This window comes from Belliella marina (assembly GCF_042682445.1).
GTDB classification, from domain to species: domain Bacteria; phylum Bacteroidota; class Bacteroidia; order Cytophagales; family Cyclobacteriaceae; genus Belliella; species Belliella marina.
The window spans coordinates 204,099-223,171 of record NZ_JBHUHR010000039.1 but is presented as its reverse complement, the minus strand read 5'-3'; the positions used below and the strand labels follow the sequence as shown (position 1 = coordinate 223,171).

Annotated in this window: 13 protein-coding genes and 2 tRNA genes; 9 read left to right on the top strand and 6 right to left on the bottom strand. The window is 40.8% G+C overall.

Annotated features, from left to right (window positions below; genetic code table 11):
* Positions 1 to 247: 247 nt before the first annotated feature.
* The 5 genes from ACFSKL_RS14875 to ACFSKL_RS14855 all read right to left on the bottom strand — a co-directional run bounded on the left by ACFSKL_RS14875 (position 248) and on the right by ACFSKL_RS14855 (position 8,182).
* The gene (locus tag ACFSKL_RS14875; RefSeq protein WP_376887104.1) at positions 248 to 1,519 is read right to left on the bottom strand and encodes a DUF5689 domain-containing protein; all 1,272 of its coding nucleotides are present in this window, start codon (positions 1,517 to 1,519) and stop codon (positions 248 to 250) included.
* 11 nt (positions 1,520 to 1,530) lie between these two features.
* Positions 1,531 to 2,994: a SusD/RagB family nutrient-binding outer membrane lipoprotein gene (locus tag ACFSKL_RS14870; RefSeq protein ID WP_376887103.1), complete on the bottom strand. Its 1,464-nt coding sequence runs from the start codon at positions 2,992 to 2,994 to the stop codon at positions 1,531 to 1,533.
* Positions 2,995 to 3,007: 13 nt separating this feature from the next.
* Positions 3,008 to 6,460: a SusC/RagA family TonB-linked outer membrane protein gene (locus ACFSKL_RS14865; protein ID WP_376887102.1), complete on the bottom strand. Its 3,453-nt coding sequence runs from the start codon at positions 6,458 to 6,460 to the stop codon at positions 3,008 to 3,010.
* A 123-nt stretch (positions 6,461 to 6,583) separates the two neighbouring features.
* Complete coding sequence (locus ACFSKL_RS14860; RefSeq protein ID WP_376887101.1) at positions 6,584 to 7,549, bottom strand: FecR family protein; 966 nt, start codon at positions 7,547 to 7,549, stop codon at positions 6,584 to 6,586.
* Between the two features lie 111 nt (positions 7,550 to 7,660).
* Positions 7,661 to 8,182, bottom strand: coding sequence for a sigma-70 family RNA polymerase sigma factor (locus ACFSKL_RS14855; RefSeq protein WP_376887100.1), 522 nt, complete (start codon positions 8,180 to 8,182; stop codon positions 7,661 to 7,663).
* Between the two features lie 403 nt (positions 8,183 to 8,585).
* On the opposite strand from ACFSKL_RS14855, the gene ACFSKL_RS14850 reads away from it, so the two are divergent.
* The 7 genes from ACFSKL_RS14850 (at position 8,586) to ACFSKL_RS14820 (ending at position 17,200) form a co-directional block, all read left to right on the top strand.
* Positions 8,586 to 10,034 (top strand): protein adenylyltransferase SelO, encoded by a 1,449-nt coding sequence (locus ACFSKL_RS14850; protein ID WP_376887099.1) that lies wholly within the window; start codon positions 8,586 to 8,588, stop codon positions 10,032 to 10,034.
* Between the two features lie 52 nt (positions 10,035 to 10,086).
* Positions 10,087 to 10,491 (top strand): GNAT family N-acetyltransferase, encoded by a 405-nt coding sequence (locus tag ACFSKL_RS14845; protein ID WP_376887098.1) that lies wholly within the window; start codon positions 10,087 to 10,089, stop codon positions 10,489 to 10,491.
* Positions 10,492 to 10,580: 89 nt separating this feature from the next.
* On the top strand, positions 10,581 to 11,045 hold the full coding sequence (locus tag ACFSKL_RS14840) for a GbsR/MarR family transcriptional regulator (RefSeq protein ID WP_376887097.1): 465 nt from the start codon (positions 10,581 to 10,583) through the stop codon (positions 11,043 to 11,045).
* 72 nt (positions 11,046 to 11,117) lie between these two features.
* Complete coding sequence (locus ACFSKL_RS14835; protein ID WP_376887096.1) at positions 11,118 to 12,488, top strand: TolC family protein; 1,371 nt, start codon at positions 11,118 to 11,120, stop codon at positions 12,486 to 12,488.
* Positions 12,489 to 12,496: 8 nt separating this feature from the next.
* Entirely contained in the window at positions 12,497 to 13,549 is a 1,053-nt protein-coding gene (locus tag ACFSKL_RS14830; RefSeq protein WP_376887095.1) for an efflux RND transporter periplasmic adaptor subunit, read from the top strand.
* A 2-nt stretch (positions 13,550 to 13,551) separates the two neighbouring features.
* The gene (locus tag ACFSKL_RS14825) at positions 13,552 to 16,710 is read left to right on the top strand and encodes an efflux RND transporter permease subunit (RefSeq protein ID WP_376887094.1); all 3,159 of its coding nucleotides are present in this window, start codon (positions 13,552 to 13,554) and stop codon (positions 16,708 to 16,710) included.
* A gap of 259 nt (positions 16,711 to 16,969) precedes the next feature.
* Complete coding sequence (locus ACFSKL_RS14820; RefSeq protein ID WP_376887093.1) at positions 16,970 to 17,200, top strand: acyl carrier protein; 231 nt, start codon at positions 16,970 to 16,972, stop codon at positions 17,198 to 17,200.
* A gap of 220 nt (positions 17,201 to 17,420) precedes the next feature.
* Here the strand turns inward: ACFSKL_RS14820 and gap are convergent, their stop codons facing one another.
* Entirely contained in the window at positions 17,421 to 18,419 is a 999-nt protein-coding gene (gene gap, locus ACFSKL_RS14815; RefSeq protein WP_376887092.1) for a type I glyceraldehyde-3-phosphate dehydrogenase, read from the bottom strand.
* A gap of 367 nt (positions 18,420 to 18,786) precedes the next feature.
* Between gap and ACFSKL_RS14810 the strand changes: the two genes are divergently transcribed.
* Both ACFSKL_RS14810 and ACFSKL_RS14805 read left to right on the top strand, forming a co-directional pair.
* Positions 18,787 to 18,858 (top strand) — tRNA-Glu (locus ACFSKL_RS14810).
* A 29-nt stretch (positions 18,859 to 18,887) separates the two neighbouring features.
* Positions 18,888 to 18,959: transfer RNA gene (locus tag ACFSKL_RS14805), tRNA-Glu, on the top strand.
* The last annotated feature ends 114 nt before the right edge of the window (positions 18,960 to 19,073 follow it).

Here is a 19,073-nt window from a genome sequence, read left to right as displayed (position 1 = left end):
TAAAATTGATTATATGCAACGATTACTATTTTTGTTTTTTATTTAGCCGAACTTGTCTTCCATGTGGTAAAAATTATAACCACATGGATCACCAAGTTTTTCACAAAGAACACAAAGTCTTGGATGCACTTTAGTCTCCTTTAGGCGAAACCAAACCTATCTGTCTTTAACCGATAGTAGTTTAGTTTGCCTCCTTATGATTGGCCGTTTTACGTTATTTTCGGATCGACCTAGAATTCAGGTTAAGTCAGTAACTCTGATAAACTGCAAAATCATCTATTCCCAACCTGCCATTGCGTACCGTAGAACCATTGCTTGGACCAAGGCCCAATTTGTTGATTCTAAACCTTACAGGTTCTTGGATATCCACGAGGAATGAAGCTTGTTTTGCAATTGGGCTGGTGGCAAAGGTGTGGGCATCAGTAATAGGTTCTCCGATAATTTCCCAGGTCTCACCCTGATCAACCGAATACTCCAATTGGAATGTGCAGCTTTGGTCATTGAAGTATGAACCATACCAAAAGGTAACTTTGGATGCGCCATTGGGCAAGTCATAATTCATCTCCAGGAAAATAGGGAAATTGAGATTTTGTTGCATCCTGACAGCTTGGCTTCCACTCACATACCTGTCCCTATTGGCTATGTCTCCCAAAATAGCGTAGAACAATCTCCATTCACCAGTTGCCAAGGTGACTAGGTTATCTATTGCTGGCATATTGTAACTAGCCTTTTCGCCTGCATCAGGAAATTCGAAATCCTCTGGATAACCACTGTAGATAGGACCACTTGGATCTATCAAATCGTTGGCATTTCTTAACCTGATTTCAATCCCATCGTTGCCTTGATAGGCAATGCCCCGAAATCCTGCACTGGGAGCCAGCCTAACATCGCTAAAATCTGCTGAAGGGTCGGTATAGATCGCAATACTGTCACCACTTCCATCTATGATATAATTTCTCCCTGCCAATGTTGTCCCTCCTTCAGGAAACTCAATCAAATCGGCCGTTACCATGACCAAGGTGTTTTCAAAATTGGAAAAATTTGCCTTCAGTCTGGCTATATCAACAGAGGCAGCTTCCAGTTCCTTCGGATCTTCCAGTTTCTCGATTTTATTCTGTGTCAAGCCACTGATACCCAAGGTACCATTGACCCTCTCAATAGTCGTATTGGTCAGGTCTAATTGAAGGAAATCACCGGTACTGAATGTAGAAGCCAAATTATCTTCCAAAAAGAGGACAAGTCCTCTGTTCAATCCTCTCCAATTGTATTCGATTACCACTTGGTTGGAGGGGATATTGCCTGACTCTTGGTCAGAAATCACATATCCTTGGGTGAATTTTGCCCCGGAAAGCCTCTCTGGCCCCAAGGGTAGTGGTTCACCTTTATACACCTGGTGCACTACAGGAAGTGCTGCGATTGGGTTCGGTATTCCTTCGGCAGGGTTGATATCCTCTTTCATACAAGAAGATGTAAACCCAAATATCAGTATTAGAAAAGGTATAATTATTTTCGTTTTCATGTGCTTATAAATTAATCTTCAATATTCCACCACACTTTTGTATTGATATTATCAGGTCCCATTCTTTGTATTGCTTCATTGTAGTTTGTTGCATTCAAAGCCTGCACATTGATCGGGTAGCCAAACCTGGCTGGCATTTTCCCATCATTGAGTGTGCCTTCCCCTGGTATCAGACCTGGGTGGCCTGTCCTTTTATACTCATGCCATTGCTGGAAATCCGTGAAGAAAAGTGCAAAATATTTCTGGAGATGGATGGCTTCCATTTTTTGGTCAAAATCCCAATCATCCTCCCAAGAGATAAAAGGCCTTTCCAATAAATCCTCTGGCAATTCCAAATCCCAATGAGCCAAAGCTGACTGGATTCCTGCTTCATAGTATGCTTTTGGATCTCCACTTATAAACCCTTTCAGACTGGCTTCGGCAAGGATAAACTGTAGCTCTGCATGGTTCATAATATTGCCAAGCCTTGGGTCGGTTTTCAAACCAACCTGAAGCGTGCTCTGTCTTTCGGGGATTTGACCAGAAGACCATCCACTTGGGATACCTGCATAGATTCCCGAAGCAATTGTTGCCCAAATAGGAAGACGGGGATCTTCCCAAGAGTTGAGGTTGTTGATAAAAAACTCAGAATAGCCTTTGTCTCCATTGAAGTCAAAATCCCGGAAATTGAAAAATGCACTGGTAAGCGGCTGGGTATTGCCAACCGGTAATATGGCAGATTCTTCAGCATTGGCAAATACCGGGTATAAGTTTCCGGAAGTGACTGCTATTTCCTGTATTTTGTTGGAGGCATTCGCTTCCGCTTTTCCTGAAGCCCTCAGGAGCAACCTTAAGTAAAGTGAGTTTCCGAATTTCCTCCAAAGCAAAGCATTTCCAGCATACAGGGGGTCATACTCTGTAAGGACACCGGGCAAATCTCCGCTGGTAGCCAAAAGTGTATTGGCTTCTTCCAGTTTTTCGAACAGACCGAGATAAACATCCTTTTGTGGATCAAATTTCGGTGTAACGTTTCCATTTTTCCCTTGGTTGGCTTCCGAAAATGGAATGTCACCAAACATATCAGTCAACATGGAAAACGTCCAAGCTTCCAATACCAAGGAAATCCCTTTGAATGTTTCAAAACCTGGAAGTTTGCTTTCTTCCGCTTTGTCGTACATATCTTTGATATCGGTCAACTGCACGTACCAGTTTCTCCACATATAATCAGATTCTGTTGGCCTGATGAAATACCTGTGAAACTCCCTTGAATCTACGGTGGTCACATGGACCTGCATGATTTCATTGTTGAGTCTCATGGCTCTGTTTTGATTTCTCCATACCAAGTCATGCAGGGTAGGGGCCAGAAGGGATTCAGGGTTTGCAGCTGTCGATGCATTTGGGTTGGTGTTCATATCCACAAACCCCTCTGTACAAGAGAATGTCACAAAAGCAGAAACCATGATCCAATATGCTATGAATATATTTTTCGTTTTCATTTCTATGCTTGATTTAAATACCTAATGATATATTGAAGCCTATAGTACGGGTAGAAGGAAACTGGGCGACTTCTGCACTTTTTGAGATATCACCATTTCCCAATGTTCCAAATTCAGGATCGAATGAAGGCCAATTGCTGAATACAAAAAGATCCCTTCCATAAACACCAATTGTGGCATTTTGGAGCAATACCCGTTGTAAGTATTTGGCAGGGATTTTATAATCGAATCTCATTTCTCTCAGCTTGATATAGTCTGTACTGAAAATATTAGATTCCAGATTGTCCCTGTTGAAATGTCTGAAATAGTAATCCCGGATAGAAGTGGCCACTACATCGTTTGGCCTGTAAGTCCCATCGCTGTTGGCAATCGATCCATTTCCGATGATTCCATTGTATCTTCCGGGAATTGTCTTTTTGAGTTTTCCTTCTTCCATCAGTACAGAGTGGGTCAGAGAATATGCTTGTCCACCAAACTGTCCATCAAACAAAAAGCTGAACCTGAAATTTTTGTACTTGAATTCATGGCCCAATCCAAACCTATAGAGTGCAGTGGCATTGCCAAGATAAAGAATAGAGTCTCCCAAGACAGGATAGCCACCTTCATATAGAATGTCACCATTTGGAGCCCTTTCATAGCCCAATCCATAGATATCACCATATCTACCTCCAGGTCTTGCCTCTACAGTGCCGCGGCTTCCAAAAACAGTACCCAATACCATGTTTTCCATACCATCCGCCAATGAGATAACCTTGCTGTCATTATGCGTGAAATTGCCAAAAATCCTCCAATTCAACCCATTCTTCCGTTTGATTGGAATGACGTAAGACTCAATTTCTATCCCTTGGTTTTGGACATTTCCGGCATTGACAATCTTGGAAGTATAACCACTCGCCGGATCTATCGGAGTACTCAAGATCTGGTCGAATGAATTGCTTCTATATACAGTCAAATCCAAGCCAAACCTGTTTCCGAACATCTTCAAGTCCATACCAACTTCAACACTCCTGGTCCTTTCGAAATTGAGGTTTGGATCAGGTATCGCACCTGGATTCGTCAATCCCCCTGGGAAAGTAGCCAAAGGGCTATAGGCATAATCAGTCAAATATGCAGTCGTACCGCCACCGCCAACTGATGCATAGGAACTCCTCAATTTGAGGTAATCAAATTGGCGGGGCATGCTGACTATGTCAGAGATGATGGCACTCAGGTTTACTGAAGGATAGAAAAATGGAGACACATTGCCATTGATGGGGGAGGCCAATGTACTTGCCCAATCCTGTCTACCTGTGACATCTAGAAACAGGACATTTTTGAAGCTGAATGTACCCAATGCATAAAGACTGTTGACAGCATAATTTCTTCTGTACGGCAATGGTATCAGCAGATCCTTGCTGTTGGCGAAATTATAGATTCCCGGAAACAACAGCCTTTCTGCTCTATATTCATCCCTGCGATAGGTATTGTTCATCAAACTCCCGCCTAGGGACATACTAAAATCAAAATCTTTTGCCCTGGTATTGTTATAGGAAAGCAAAAAGTCTGAATTGATCTCATGTGCATAGATATCTTGCTCACGATACATCCCTTCATTGTATTTCTGGGTTCCCATTGGTCTTTGCTGGCTTCTGGATTCATACATCAAATCGACAGTAGTCCGTACCATCAGATTGAGTTCCTCAGTGAATTTGTAATTGGCCTGCGCAGTTCCTACATAGCCATTTCTTTCTGATGCATTGAGCATCTCGTATGCCTGTAGGTACGGATTGTCCAAAAGATTGGAAAATGGCCTATTCTGCAATACACCTTCCTGTCCAGGAACCCAGGCTGGTTTGAACCAATTGATGTCTGCATTTGGTACCATCCCCCTGATGAAATACATGATTGTCTGGTTATTGTACCCAGTGGTAGGCAAGTTATCAGACTGTCTGTAATTATAGTTGATTTTGGTGCTTAAGCTAAGTTTGGGGGTGATTTCGTGATTGACACTGAAAGCAATAGTCGTTCTGTTATAGCCGGTATTTGGGACAATCCACTCATTCCTCATATTGGTAAATGAAAGCCTAGTCCTCGTTTTTTCATTTCCACCCTGGATCGAAAGGTTGTTCGTAAAAGTCTTTGCTGTTTCAAAAAAGTCCCGACGGTTATTCGGATATGCTTTCCACAATGTCCGCTCTGGTGGTGTGAGTCTGTGAAAATCAGGATTATATTGGTAATAATATTGACCATCAAACTTAGGTCCCCAAGCAGAGCTGGTCGAAAAGGTACTTGGTCCATCTTCGGTATTGCCATAACTATAATAGAGGTCTCCACCTACATTTCCCTGGCCATATTCATATTGATAATCCGGCCATCTGTTGATATAGTCAAAGGCAGTGTTGGAGGAAAATGTGATTCCAAGCCCTTTGTTGTTTATATTGCTGCCACTCTTTGTAGTGACCATGATCGCTCCATTGGCTCCCCTAGATCCATATAATGCTGCCGCAGCTGGACCTTTCAATACCGTGACACTGGCAATATCATCCGGATTGATATCGGAAAGGCTAGAGCCAAAATCCACAGGGGAATCGGCACTCAGATACGAGCCACTTCCCTGTCCTGTCAACTGCCCACTACTACTGGAAATCACGACTCCATCTACCACGATCAGCGCGGAGTTGTCACCTGTCAAAGAAGTTTCACCCCTTAGGATGATCTGGGTTGACCCTGCAGGTCCGCCACCTGATTTTATCAGGTTAAGGCCTGCTACTTTTCCTGTAAGCGCATCACTCCAGTTGTTCGGCAAGGCATCGGTGATTTCTTCTCCACTGACTGTTCTAGAAGAGTATCCAAGGGCTTTTTCCTCTCTCTTGATGCCAAGTGCTGTCACCACGATTTCTTCCAAAGTGTCATCCAGCTTTAGGGATACATTGACGATGGTTTCGTTTCTGATCAAGATCTCTTCTTTCTTGAAACCTACATACGAGAATACCAATATTTCCCCCTCTTCCAGAGAAATACTGTAATTTCCTTCCATGTCGGTAATCGTACCTTTATTCCTTCCCATGATTACCACGCTGACACCAGGTAAGCCTTCCCCAGTTTCTTCATCTATGACCCGACCTGTTACGGTGGTTTCATCCAAAGAACGACTTGCAATTGCTGCAGTGGATGCCTTTGGACTTACTGCCAATGTTTTGTTGACCTGTTTGAATTTTAGGTTACTGTTTTTGGATATCTCAATCAACAGCTCTTCCAAATTCAGGTTCTTAGTCCTGACATGAACTTCTTGACCGAGGTTCAGTCCAGTTTCGTAGGAGAATTTGAACTCGGTTTGGCTTTCTACATCACCAAAAAACTGGGAGACTTTCTGTTTGTTGTTGGATACTTTAATTTGTATCTCATGCATTTGTTGAGCATCACTGTTTCCTGCAAATACGAGACTTTGCAGGATGACCAGGAGCAAGCAGGTTAGGAATAATCTCATTGTAATCAGATTAAATGAGTGGGGTAACTTTTTTTTCATAATTTTAGATGTTCTTGTTAATGATTCTTTGCGGGATTATTGATTTTGGAACTATATGGGTGGAGCCGTTGCCGCGGCTCCACTTCATTTACATTCCTGAAACTCTATCTGGATTTTTTCTTCATTGATTTCAAATTTTAGTGGAATGGAAAATTGTATGGCGGTCAGCAATACCTCTAAACTCATGTCTTTATAGGCACCTGATATTTTTCGTTTCGGTAAATCTTTGCAGTTGCATGAGATCTTTACCCCATACCAATCTTCAATCTGCTGGATCATAGAACTGACCTCCGTATTGTCAAAGACTATGGTCTTGTCGGTCCATCCGAATTCTAAATCAGCATTGCGAATGGTATTTTGGGACAGTTGACTATTGTTCAGTTCTACAGACTCAAATTTTCCCAACCTTACCTCCCCAAATTCATCTGTCTTCACAACCACCTTGCCTGACTTTACTGCCACTCTTTCGATTCCCCCAAGCCTGCTCTCAACCGAAAAGGATGTCCCAAGAACTGTGGTTTTGAAAGTATTGGTTTCAATAGTAAATGGAAGGTCTTCATTTGGCTTGACATCGAAAAATGCTTTCCCCTTAAGGTATACAGACCTGTTTTGTGAAAAATTTTTGTTCACTTCAATTGTAGAGTTATGGTGAAGTTGTACAGATGATCCATCGGGAAGTTTCACTTTTTTGATCATGCCGACCCCATTGTCAAAGCTGATAAAAGTATCCTGCTGCTGTTTTGAAACAGATGGACTGGAGATTCTCCAAGCAAGTGTAAACAGACCAATACACAAACTGGCAGCTAATCCTAAAGTGATATTCCGGATTCTTCTTGTCCTTTCGAGAGATTGTATGCCAGATTTAGCTTGAATGTTGGTGAATAGCTCATTCCTGATTTCTTGCCTGCTTCTATTTTTATAATCCTCAATGATAGTTTTTTCTTCCGTATCATAGGAATCATACCAGCTATTTATATCCCTTATTTCCTCTTTTGTAGCCTTTCCGGAAAATAGTCTGCGGAGGGTTTTGTATAGTATATTTTTGTCCATTTCAATAGGTCTATACTATATAGTCCAAAAAATAGGGAATCACTACTATGCATGCGGGTTAATAAAAAGTTACTAAAACATTAATTTCTTAATATTTTATTAATGTATATACTAAAAGAACATCAATAAAATTGGTGTCAAATGCTTTAATTCCTTTCTTACTATTCCCAGTGACTTGCTCAGTTGGTTGTGGACTGTCTGTGTGGAAATGTCCAATTTGCTTGCAATCTCACAGGTTGAATAACCTTCAATCCTACTCATTCTAAAGACCAATTGACATCTCGGACTCAGTTTTTCGATGGCTATTTCCAATGCGTCATATAGATCATCAAATTCCATCTTGTTGTAATCATGGATTCCAATTTCTTCACAATCCAGTAAATTGTTTGTGTGCAAATCCGAAAATGCAAAGTGTTTTATCACCTTATATTTGACTGCCGTCAATAGGTAAGCTTTAAGACTTGTCTTGATCTGGATTTCCTTTCTACGCTGCCAAAAATCAATAAAAATTTCCTGGACAATATCTTCTGTGATTGCTTGGTCTTTGGTTCGGTTAAATGCAGCCTTGTAGAGCACTTCCCAGTACTCATTGAATATTTCTTCGAATTGCTTAGGACTGTTTACCAACAGCATAGATTGTGTTGCTTTTATTCAAATATAAAGATAATTCGGTCAAGTCAAAAGGTTTGTTTGGCAGGGTTATGATATTATTAACTTTGGACTTTTTTAGGTAACGTTAAGGAAAAAATACCAGATTATCCGTAAATGTTATCGCTTTTTACAATTTCAAAGTGCGAAATCCTTCGAGGATGGATCAATTTCGGTGGATTGGTATGCGGGATATATGCCATGGTGATTATGCATAGACACTCGAAAGGTTACTTTAACATTTTTTCCTCATCCCTTTATCGTAATCTATCGGTTGACCTGTAGTTTCTTTTCAAAAGAGATTTCCCAGGGAATTATATTACCTACCTGCTTGTTTGACTTTTGAATTTCTGTATTGTTGCAGATTTAAACCCAGCACTTTTGAATTATGAAATGGAATCTCCAAAATACCTATAGCCAATTGCCCCCAAGATTGTTCACCCAAATGAATCCAATCTCGGTAAAATCCCCCAAACTGCTTTTGCACAACAAATCATTGGCAAAGTCACTCGGTTTGGAAATGAATCCCTTGGATGAAGAAAAATTAAGCCAATTTTTTTCTGGAAATGTACTGCCAAATGGCTCAAAGCCACTTGCCCAAGCTTATGCAGGGCACCAATTTGGCAATTTCACCATGTTGGGTGATGGGAGGGCTATATTACTAGGAGAGCAATTGACCGAAGGTCAAAACCTGTTTGATATCCAGCTGAAAGGATCGGGAAGAACTCCCTATTCCAGAGGTGGAGATGGGAGGGCTACTCTGAAATCCATGCTGAGGGAATACTTGATCAGTGAATCCATGCATTATTTGGGGATACCAAGTACCCGCTCTTTGGCAGTGGTGTCGACTGGTGAGACTGTACAGCGGGAATGGGACAATGAAGGTGCTATCCTTACCAGGGTTGCGAAGAGCCATATCCGAGTGGGGACATTTGAATTTGCCCATCAATATTTATCCTTGGAGGAACAAAAGGAATTCACTGCCTATGTGATCAAAAGACATTATCCAGAGATCCAGGATTCAAATGAACTTGCATTGGATTTACTCAAGAGAGTGATGGATATGCAGGCTGATTTGATTGCAGACTGGATGCGAGTTGGGTTTATACATGGTGTGATGAATACCGATAATATGAGTATTTCCGGAGAGACAATAGATTATGGTCCCTGTGCATTTATGAATATCTATGAGCCCAAAACGGTTTTTAGTTCTATAGATACCATGGGGAGATATTCTTTTGGCAACCAGCCTAAAATCGCACATTGGAACCTTTCGAGACTTGCCATTTCCTTAATTCCACAAATCGATGAAAACCAAGAAATCGCTATCAAAAAGGCACAGGAAACATTGGATGAATTTCCAAGCATCTACCAGCAAAAATGGAATCAAGCAATACGAAATAAATTGGGATTGGTAGGAGAGGAGCCCAATGACATCGCCCTAATAGAAGATTTGCTGAATTTGATGCATCAATATAAAGCTGACTATACCAATACCTTTTTGGATATACAATCAGGGGATTTTTCAGAAAACCCACTATTTCAAAGTGATAGTTTCCAAGATTGGTATGTGAATTGGATTCGAAGGGCTACCAGGAATGGACAAAGCTTGGAGGAGGTTCAAGCTCTTATGTCCCAGTACAACCCCCAATATATTCCCCGTAACCATAAAGTAGAGGAAGCTCTTTTTCAGGCAACTGAAAACAATGATTATGGGATTTTCAATGAATTGCTTCATATAATGGAAACCCCTTACCAAGCCAAAGAAAATACTACCGCTTATCAATTTCCACCTATAGAAGGTGATGATGGCTACCAAACTTTCTGTGGAACTTGAAAATTTATACTATTTTAGCATTTTAATCCAAAAACCACCAAAATAACCCACCATGTTGATCAAAGAAATAGCGACCAAAGAAGCACTACCAATTCGGCATAAAGCCATGTGGCCCGATAAAGATATAGATTTTGTAAAAGTCCCCGGGGATGATGAAGCATTACATTTGGGACTTTTTGTCAATAGAAAATTGATTTCGGTAGTTTCTGTTTTCCAGAAGGAAGGCGGAGCACAATTCAGGAAATTCGCAACACTCCCTGAATATCAGGGAAAAGGATATGGAAGTAAATTGTTGGTCTATATGATAGGCCACGTCCAAAAAAAGAATATTCAAAAAATCTGGTGCAATGCCAGGGCATCAAAAATCGATTTTTATTCCGGGTTTGGACTGAGTAAAACAAACATTACTTTCAAGAAATCCGGATTGGATTATGTAGTGATGGAAAAAAAACTTTAAGAAAATAAAATATTTTGGTTCTGTAATTACAGAATTAAAAAAACTTATTTACCTTTGTCCCGTTAATAAGCTCTAAAGCAAATATAAAAATGGCACTAGGAGAGAAAAAACGTGGACTGATCGAAAGAATCGGAGTGCACTTCGAATGCAAGGGAATGCAACCTTTATTTGGAAGGATCCTTGGTTTAATGCTGTTGCACGAGAGGGCTGAAGTGACTTTTGAAGAGATAGTGGAAGAGCTGAATGTAAGTAAAAGTGCTGTCAGCAACGCTTTGACATATCTGCAAGCAGTCAATAAAGTAGTATATCATACGAAACCAGGAGACAGAAAAAGATACTTCCATTTGCCCATCAAAGATTTCTGTACAGAAATGGAAAAAGAGATGATGGAAATTGTCAAAGTAGAAGAAGTGTTGGAAGAGGTCTTGATAGAAAGAGGAGACAACAACTCTGAATTCAATTGTGGTCTGGTTGATTTTTTGGATTTTATCAAATTTTTCAAAAAAGAGATTCCTTTGATTTTTGAAAAATACAAAAACCAAAAGCAAAAGTAAAAAAAATTTGCCCAATTAGTTCTTTTATTACAGAACAAACTATATAATAGTATATTTATCTTAATTTAATTTATGTTACGGAAGTATTTATTTTATGCCATGTTTCTGATTGCACCCTTGGATTTGGGAGCACAACAGGATATCAAGACTTCACCCGAATCCAGCGGTAAGTTATCTTTTGCAGAAAGTTTGAAAATCGGACTTGAAAATAGTAGAACCTTAAAAAAAGCATACCTGGATGAAGAAGGGGCCAAGCACAACAGAAATGAAATCAGGGGCGCAGGCTTGCCGCACATCGATGCATATGGACAATACAGGAATTTTATAGATGTTTTTCCTCAAGCATTGCCTGGCGGCTTTCTTGGAGGTGAACCGGGAAGTATAGAAGTCGTGGCATTCGGTGTACCCCAATCTCTTCAAGGTGGGGTACAGTTGACCCAATTAATATATAATCAATCCTATCTGATTGGGCTGAAAGCAGCCAAAACCGGGGAGGAATTTTACAGTCTCTTGTCACAAAAGACAGAAGAAGACGTGATCTACGATATTGCGGTCAATTATTTTGGTACAGTCCAGTTGGAATTGCAGAAAGAGAATCTTTTGGCAAACATCGACCAGTTGCAAGGTTTGGAAAAAATATTGGAAGCCCAATATAAAAATGACCTTGCCAGGAAAGTAGATCTCAACAGGGTAAAAGTCAACCTGACAAGCCTACAAAGTGAGTTGGAAAATCTTGAAATAGGCATTACTCAACGGGAAGGCTATTTGAAATTGCTTATGGGAATCCCAGTGGATACCGAGATAGCATTGGATATGGAATTGGGAATCAAGGACAATGACTTGCCAGGGTTCAACTTGTCAGCCTTGAGTCTTTATGACAGGAAAGATTTGCAGCTATTGGGGATCCAGCAAAAGCTGTATGATTATGAACTGAAAAACATCAAAGCGGCAAACCTTCCACAACTTGGTGGATTTGCAGATTTCAACAAGAATTCCTTTGCACAAAATTTTGATTGGTTTGGCCAGAGCAAAGTTTGGTACCAAGGTTTCCTGATAGGATTGAGACTTGACATTCCCATCTTCGATGGATTTGTCACCAAATCCAAAGCAGCACAATCCAAAGTCAAATCCAAGCAGCTTCAATATGACATTGCATTGGCAGAAGAGTCTGCCAATTTGGAATACCAGAATTCAACTGGCAAGTATTTTAACTCAGTCCACACCCTCAGCTCACTCAATGACAACCTAATGCTTGCCAAGGAAGTGATGTCCGAGACAGAGTTGCTCTATAAAGAGGGGCTCAGCCCACTTACCGACTTATTGGAAGCTGAATCTACACTCAGGACTGCACAAAGCAGCTACAACAACCAAATAATCCAAGTGAGAATTGCCCAATTGGAAATATTAAACGCTACTGGCAACATCAAAAATCTTCTTAATTAATCAATAAAATGAAAAAAGCTATCATCATCATATTGCTCCTCAGCGGAGTAGCAGCGACTGCCTATACCCTATACAACAATAAGGCAGAGCTAAATGAAACGGCGGAAGCAGCTATGAAAACAAGTGATTTTATATCTGTGACTACAGAAAAAGTACAGCAGAAAGCAGTTACTAGAAATTTTGAATCCAATGGGGTTTTTAAGGCATACCAAGAACTACAGGTGATGTCTGAGACAAATGGCGCAGTAGTACAGATATTCAAGAAAAAAGGGGATTATGTAAAAAAAGGGGATATCATCCTCCAAATAGATGATAGGTTGATCCGATCAGAATACAATATTACAAAGCTCAACAGAGACCAATCAGAAAGGGACTTGAAGCGATACACGAATCTAGCCCAGTCTGATGCTATTACCAAGAAGCAGTTCGAGGACAGTGAGAAGTTGTTCCAGATTTCTGAAAACCAACTATTGGGCTTACAGAAAAGATTGGATGATACAAAGATCAAAGCACCTATCTCAGGATTTATCAATGAAGATTTTTATGAAATGGGCTCCTTACTGAATCCGGGAATGCCCGTGGTAAACCTGATCAATAAGAATCCAATGAAACTGAATGTTCATGTATCTGAAAGTGAGGTATCAAGAATCAAGCTGGGAGAGGAAGTTTCTGTGCGTGTAAATGCGGTTGCCAATGAAAAGTTCAAGGGAAAGGTTGATTTCATCTCCGAAAAAGCAGATGCAGCATTCAAATATGAGGTAATCATCCTGATGAATGCTGGCAATCTGGAAAAAATCAAACCAGGGATGTTTGGTACTGCTGAGTTTGAGTTTTCCCAAGAGGAGAATGTATTACAGATCAGCAGAAAGGCAATCACAGGTAGTTTGAAGGATCCAGGAGTATTCCTTATCAAGGATGATATCGCACAATATCAAAAAGTAAGCATCAACCCACTGAAAGACGGAAATGTAGAGATTGTAGGAGGGCTTCAAGAGGGCGATGTAGTGATTGCATCCGGCTTGATCAATGTAAAAGACGGTACAAAAGTTAAAGTTCAGTAAGCATGCAAATAACCAAATTATCTATAAAAAGACCAACGCTCGTCGTTGTGCTCTTTACTGTGCTGACCTTATTGGGACTATTCTCATATAACCAGCTATCTTATGAGCTTTTACCAAAATTTGAGCAAAATATACTCACCGTCACTACCATATATCCGGGCGCTGCACCCGCTGAAGTAGAAACTTCTGTTACCAAGCACATTGAAGATGCCTTGGCATCATTGGAGGGGATCCAAACGATTAACTCCATCTCCCAAGAGAGTGTTTCGATAGTGACATTGTTGATGGAAGGGGAGATAGATATTGATTTTGCAGTACAGGATGCCAATCAGAAGATCAACCAAATCCTCAACGATTTGCCGGAATCCGCCGAGCGGCCCAGCATAGGGAAGTTTGATATAGCCGATCTACCGATCATGCAATTGGCGGTATATTCTGACCTTGATCCAGCCCAATTTTATGATTTGGTGAAAAACAGGGTATTGCCATCCCTATCGAAGATCCAAGGGATTGCCCAAGTAAATATGCTGGGTGGTACCGAGCGTGAGATCAATATAAGCTTGGATAGAAATAAGCTTGAAGCTTTTGGGATTTCCCCCATTTCTGTGGTACAGATCCTTCGTTCATCCAATTTGGATTTTCCTACAGGAAAAATCAAAAATGAAGATAGCCAAATACTGATCAGATTGGCAGGTAAATTCACTTCATTGGAAGAAATGGAGAATTTGCCCATTGCTTATAGACAAGATGAGTCTCCGATTTACCTCAAAGAGATTGCTGAGGTAAGGGATAGTTTCAAAGAAACTGAGGTATTGGCTAGGCTGAATGGCAAAGCGGCTATTGGACTTAATATCCAGAAGCAGTCAGATGCCAATGCCGTCCAGGTATCCGAAGTTGTAAACAAGGAATTGAAAGCAATAGAAAAGACCTTTGCATCAGAAGGATTGGTATTTGAGACGTATCAGGATAGCTCCATTTTCACCTTGGAAGCAGCTGATCACGTAATCAGTGACTTGATTATTGCGATTATATTGGTGGCATTGATTATGCTTTTGTTCCTTCACAGTATCAGAAATGCCGTGATTGTGATGATTGCTGTTCCGGCTTCCATCATTGCCACTTTCACAGTCATGTATTTGGCTGGATTTACATTGAACTTGATGAGTTTATTGGCGCTTTCACTGGTGGTTGGGATTCTTGTGGATGATGCCATTGTGGTGATTGAAAATATCTACCGCCATCTCGAAAAGGGAAAAACAATTGCACAGGCATCCTATGACGGTATCCGTGAGATCGGCTTTACGGTAGTTTCCATTACGTTGGTTATTGTGGTGGTGTTCGTACCATTGGCGATGACAGGTGGTTTGATTGGTGGGATTCTGACACAGTTTGCCATTACGGTTGCCACAGCCACCTTGATTTCATTGATTGTAGCATTCACTTTGATTCCTTTGCTGACATCCAGATTTTCCAAGTTGGAGCATTTGGACGAGAACTCCTTCTTTGGAAAAATCATCTATGGCTTTGAGCGTGGTTTGGATGCATTTGTCGCATGGCTCGTTGGTATCCTCAATTGGGGTTTCAATCACAAATTGGCATTGATAGTCATCACGATTGTCTTGTTTTTCTCTTCTTTTCTATTGGTCACCAATGGGTTTATAGGTAGCGAATTTGTTAGCCAAGGAGACAAAGGTGAATTCATCATCCGCGTAGAGCTGCCAAAAGATGCAACCCTTGAACAAACCAATTTCAAAACACAGGAAGTCGAGCAGTACTTGAATTCATTGCCTGAAGTATCTCAGGTGTACACTACAATTGGGATGACAAGTGGATCTCTTTCGGGCTCACAATCTGTCCCTTATACTTCGGAAATAGCGATCAAATTAGTGGACGCCAAACAAAGGGATTTCACTGCACCTGAGTTTTCCAGAATGGTGGAAAATTACCTTGAAGAGAATATCTACGGGGCAGAGTATACAGCTGTGCCAATCTCAATCTTGGGAACTGCCGATGAATCCCCCATACAGATCATTGTATCTGGTCCTGACCGGGAAAACGTATACAGCACTTCAATGGTAGTCCAGGATATTTTGCAAGGGGTAAGGGGAGCCAGAAAAGTAACTTCCTCTTTGGAAGAAGGAAATCCTGAACTGAGTGTAGAGGTGGATAGGCAAAAAATGAATGAATTGGGATTGACGATGGATGTAGTCGGAGGTGCCTTGCAGATAGCATTCAATGGTAATGACGATGCCAAATACAGTGATGGGGAATATGAATATGATATCCTTGTCAAACTGAATGATTTTGACAGGAAATCTATTTCTGATTTGGAAAACGTCACTTTGCTCAATCACAGAGGGGAGTTGATTAAGTTAAGCCAATTCGCAGAAGTGATCCAATCAGAGGGTGCAAGTAGACTGGAAAGAAGGGATCGGGTTCCTTCAGTGAATGTTTCCTCTCAAGTTGCCGGTGTTACTTCCGGTGAAGTAGGTGCTGAAATCACCAAAAAACTGAGTGAATTGGAACTTCCCGATCAGGTACAGATCAATTATGAAGGGCAGATGAAAAACCAATCAGAAGGTTTTGGAAGCTTGGGGTTGGCATTGATTGCATCCATTCTGATGATCTACCTGATCATGGTTGCATTGTATGACTCCTATGTTTACCCATTGGTAGTGATGTTCTCCTTGCCATTGGCACTTATCGGATCTTTCCTTGCTTTGGCATTGACCAAAGGCACATTGAGTATATTCAGTATCATGGGATTGATCATGCTGATGGGATTGGTAGCAAAGAATGCCATCCTCTTGGTTGACTTTACCAACCAGCTGAAGGCTGCCGGGGTAGAAGTCAAGAAAGCACTTGTGAAAGCTGTTGAAATCCGGTTTAGGCCTATTTTGATGACAACCTTGGCGATGGTAATCGGTATGCTGCCAATTGCCTTGGCAGGTGGTGCCGGATCTGAATGGAAAAACAGTTTGGCTTGGGTTATCATCGGTGGATTGATCTCTTCTATGTTCCTGACATTGGTGGTAGTTCCTGTGATCTATTATCTGTTTGACAGGTTGCTGTTTAAGATCGGAAAATCAGAACAAAAAGAAATCCATCTGGAAGATACACCGGTAGAGGAGTTTGAATCTGAGGCGTCGGAGTATGTGTAATTGAAGATTGGAAGATTTTAAAATTGAAAAATTAGAAGATTATAAAATTGGAAGGTTAGGTTGCTCTGGATTAGGGGTTGTTCGTGGTACTTAATACTTGGTTCAATGAATTGAAAGATTAGAAAATTTCAAAGTTACAAGAGCTTTACTTGGTACATGTTACGTCCTAAAATTACTTGACACTTTATATCGAAGTTTCAGGACATGACACTTGTGTCTGACGTCTCGCTTCTTGACTCTCGCATCTAAAATAAAAATTATGAAAGGATATACTGAATTAAAAAAGATCTCAAGGGTTTTCCATGATTATGGGATCGTCTTGACTGGAAAAAGAAAATATGACAGCTTTGACAGGGACTTGAGAATGGACAAGGTGTTTGTAATGGGCTTGATATTCGAATTGGAATACCAACTCCAAAAACAGATAGCTGATGATCAAGTTGAAGAGGTGAAAGCACCCGTACAGCTAATAGAGTTGCTGATGAATTAAATAAAAAAAGGGCTGTCAAGATTCTCTTGGCAGCCTTTTTTCCAATATCAGGTTTAATTTAATATAGAAATACGCTTCTTTTCCAGTAGTCCTATAGACCAACCTCAACAAAGGATCTATCCAGCCTGTTGACTATGCCACCGTACACAGCTTTTGTACGTTGATTTTTATCTGATATATTTTATTGATTTCCGTCTCGGTAAAGTATCGGGAAACCACATTACATTTTTACTTTTAAGACCAAATCCACAAGTCTGTTTGCATAGCCAGACTCATTATCATACCAACCAACTATCTTGACCAAATTCCCTTTGGCAGAGGTTAAACCAGAGTCAAATATACAGGAATGTGGATTGCCTATGATGTCTATCGAAACAATGGGATCAGAAGTATATTCTACGATCCCTTTCATTCTTCCTTGTGATTCATTCCGGAAAACCGAATTGATTTCTTCAGCAGTAGTCTCTTTTTCCAATATCACAATCAAATCGGTCAAGGAGCCATCGGGAACAGGGACTCTCATGGCTGATGCCTCGATCTTTCCCTTCACCTCAGGCAACACGATCTCCATAGCCAAAGCTGCATGTGTAGTCGTAGGAATGATCGAGTAAGCTGCCGCTCTCGCCCTTCGCAAATCACGGTGTGGTGCATCATGGAGATTTTGGTCATTGGTATAGGAATGAACTGTAGAAACAAAGCCTTTCACGATTCCAAAATTCTCATTCAATATCTTGACCATAGGAGCGAGGCAATTCGTCGTACAGGAAGCGTTCGAGATGATTTTCTCATTTCCAGCCAAAATATGTTCATTCACACCAAGTACAACAGTTGGTACCTCTTCGCTCTTGGATGGCGCTGTGATGATGACTTTCTTAGCTCCTGCATGAAGATGGGCTGATGCCCCTTCTATGTCCGTGAATTTCCCGGTGGACTCCAACACAATATCTACATCCATTGCTTTCCAAGGAATCTGGGAAGGGTCTTTCTCTGCAAATATTTTGATCAACTTTCCATTGATCAACAAGTCACCATCGACTTCTACTACCTGATGATGGTACTTGCCATGAACCGAATCATATTGTAGCAAGTGGGCTAGGGTAGAAGGGTCGGTCAAGTCATTGACAGCAACCAATTCGATGTCTTGCTGTTCCAAAAGCAATTTGATCGTCAAGCGACCTATCCGGCCACAGCCATTTACGGCTACTCTTTTTTTAATCATCTTGGGTGTCTGATTTCAGAATGCGAAGTTAATAAACCAGTTTTGTAAAGACTACTAGGAAATTTTTCTTTTTTGAAAGTACCAAGTACAATGTATTAAGTACAAAGTTGCCCCCACCTAAATTGGACAACCCTCGAAGGATTCCTCGCTTTGAAATTGTTAAAAGCGATTTCCCTAGCCCATGCCCCGAGAACCCAATTTCCGTAACAACTTAGTTACGGACTATAGGTCTTCCAAAATTTTTTTCGCTTATATTCAAGGTTTTGGATTCGAATACCAAATATTTTTTGGTCATGTTTTGCATTGTGAAATTAACCCTCTATATTTGCATCACCTTACGGAAAAGAGGTTAATTCGATTCTAAAATGGTCCGTTCGTCTAGGGGTTAGGACGTATCCCTTTCACGGATAAAACACGGGTTCGATTCCCGTACGGACTACTAATCAATTAACCTTTTTTCTTATTTATGGTCCGTTCGTCTAGGGGTTAGGACGTATCCCTTTCACGGATAAAACACGGGTTCGATTCCCGTACGGACTACTACAAATTGATGTTTTTCATCATTCTGATTACAGATAGCGCTTGAAAAAGTGCTTGTATGACGAATTTGTTTTATGGTTGTTAGTGGTTAAAGTGAGTAAAAACCCGGTCTTC

Excerpts from the sequence above, each read along its gene's own strand:
- ACFSKL_RS14875 (WP_376887104.1), bottom strand. The coding sequence starts at position 1,519 with ATGAAAACGAAAATAATTATACCTTTTCTAATACTGATATTTGGGTTT.
- ACFSKL_RS14870 (WP_376887103.1), bottom strand. The coding sequence starts at position 2,994 with ATGAAAACGAAAAATATATTCATAGCATATTGGATCATGGTTTCTGCT.
- ACFSKL_RS14865 (WP_376887102.1), bottom strand. The coding sequence starts at position 6,460 with ATGAGATTATTCCTAACCTGCTTGCTCCTGGTCATCCTGCAAAGTCTC.
- ACFSKL_RS14860 (WP_376887101.1), bottom strand. The coding sequence starts at position 7,549 with ATGGACAAAAATATACTATACAAAACCCTCCGCAGACTATTTTCCGGA.
- ACFSKL_RS14855 (WP_376887100.1), bottom strand. The coding sequence starts at position 8,182 with ATGCTGTTGGTAAACAGTCCTAAGCAATTCGAAGAAATATTCAATGAG.
- ACFSKL_RS14850 (WP_376887099.1), top strand. The coding sequence starts at position 8,586 with ATGAAATGGAATCTCCAAAATACCTATAGCCAATTGCCCCCAAGATTG.
- ACFSKL_RS14845 (WP_376887098.1), top strand. The coding sequence starts at position 10,087 with ATGTTGATCAAAGAAATAGCGACCAAAGAAGCACTACCAATTCGGCAT.
- ACFSKL_RS14840 (WP_376887097.1), top strand. The coding sequence starts at position 10,581 with ATGGCACTAGGAGAGAAAAAACGTGGACTGATCGAAAGAATCGGAGTG.
- ACFSKL_RS14835 (WP_376887096.1), top strand. The coding sequence starts at position 11,118 with ATGTTACGGAAGTATTTATTTTATGCCATGTTTCTGATTGCACCCTTG.
- ACFSKL_RS14830 (WP_376887095.1), top strand. The coding sequence starts at position 12,497 with ATGAAAAAAGCTATCATCATCATATTGCTCCTCAGCGGAGTAGCAGCG.
- ACFSKL_RS14825 (WP_376887094.1), top strand. The coding sequence starts at position 13,552 with ATGCAAATAACCAAATTATCTATAAAAAGACCAACGCTCGTCGTTGTG.
- ACFSKL_RS14820 (WP_376887093.1), top strand. The coding sequence starts at position 16,970 with ATGAAAGGATATACTGAATTAAAAAAGATCTCAAGGGTTTTCCATGAT.
- gap (WP_376887092.1), bottom strand. The coding sequence starts at position 18,419 with ATGATTAAAAAAAGAGTAGCCGTAAATGGCTGTGGCCGGATAGGTCGC.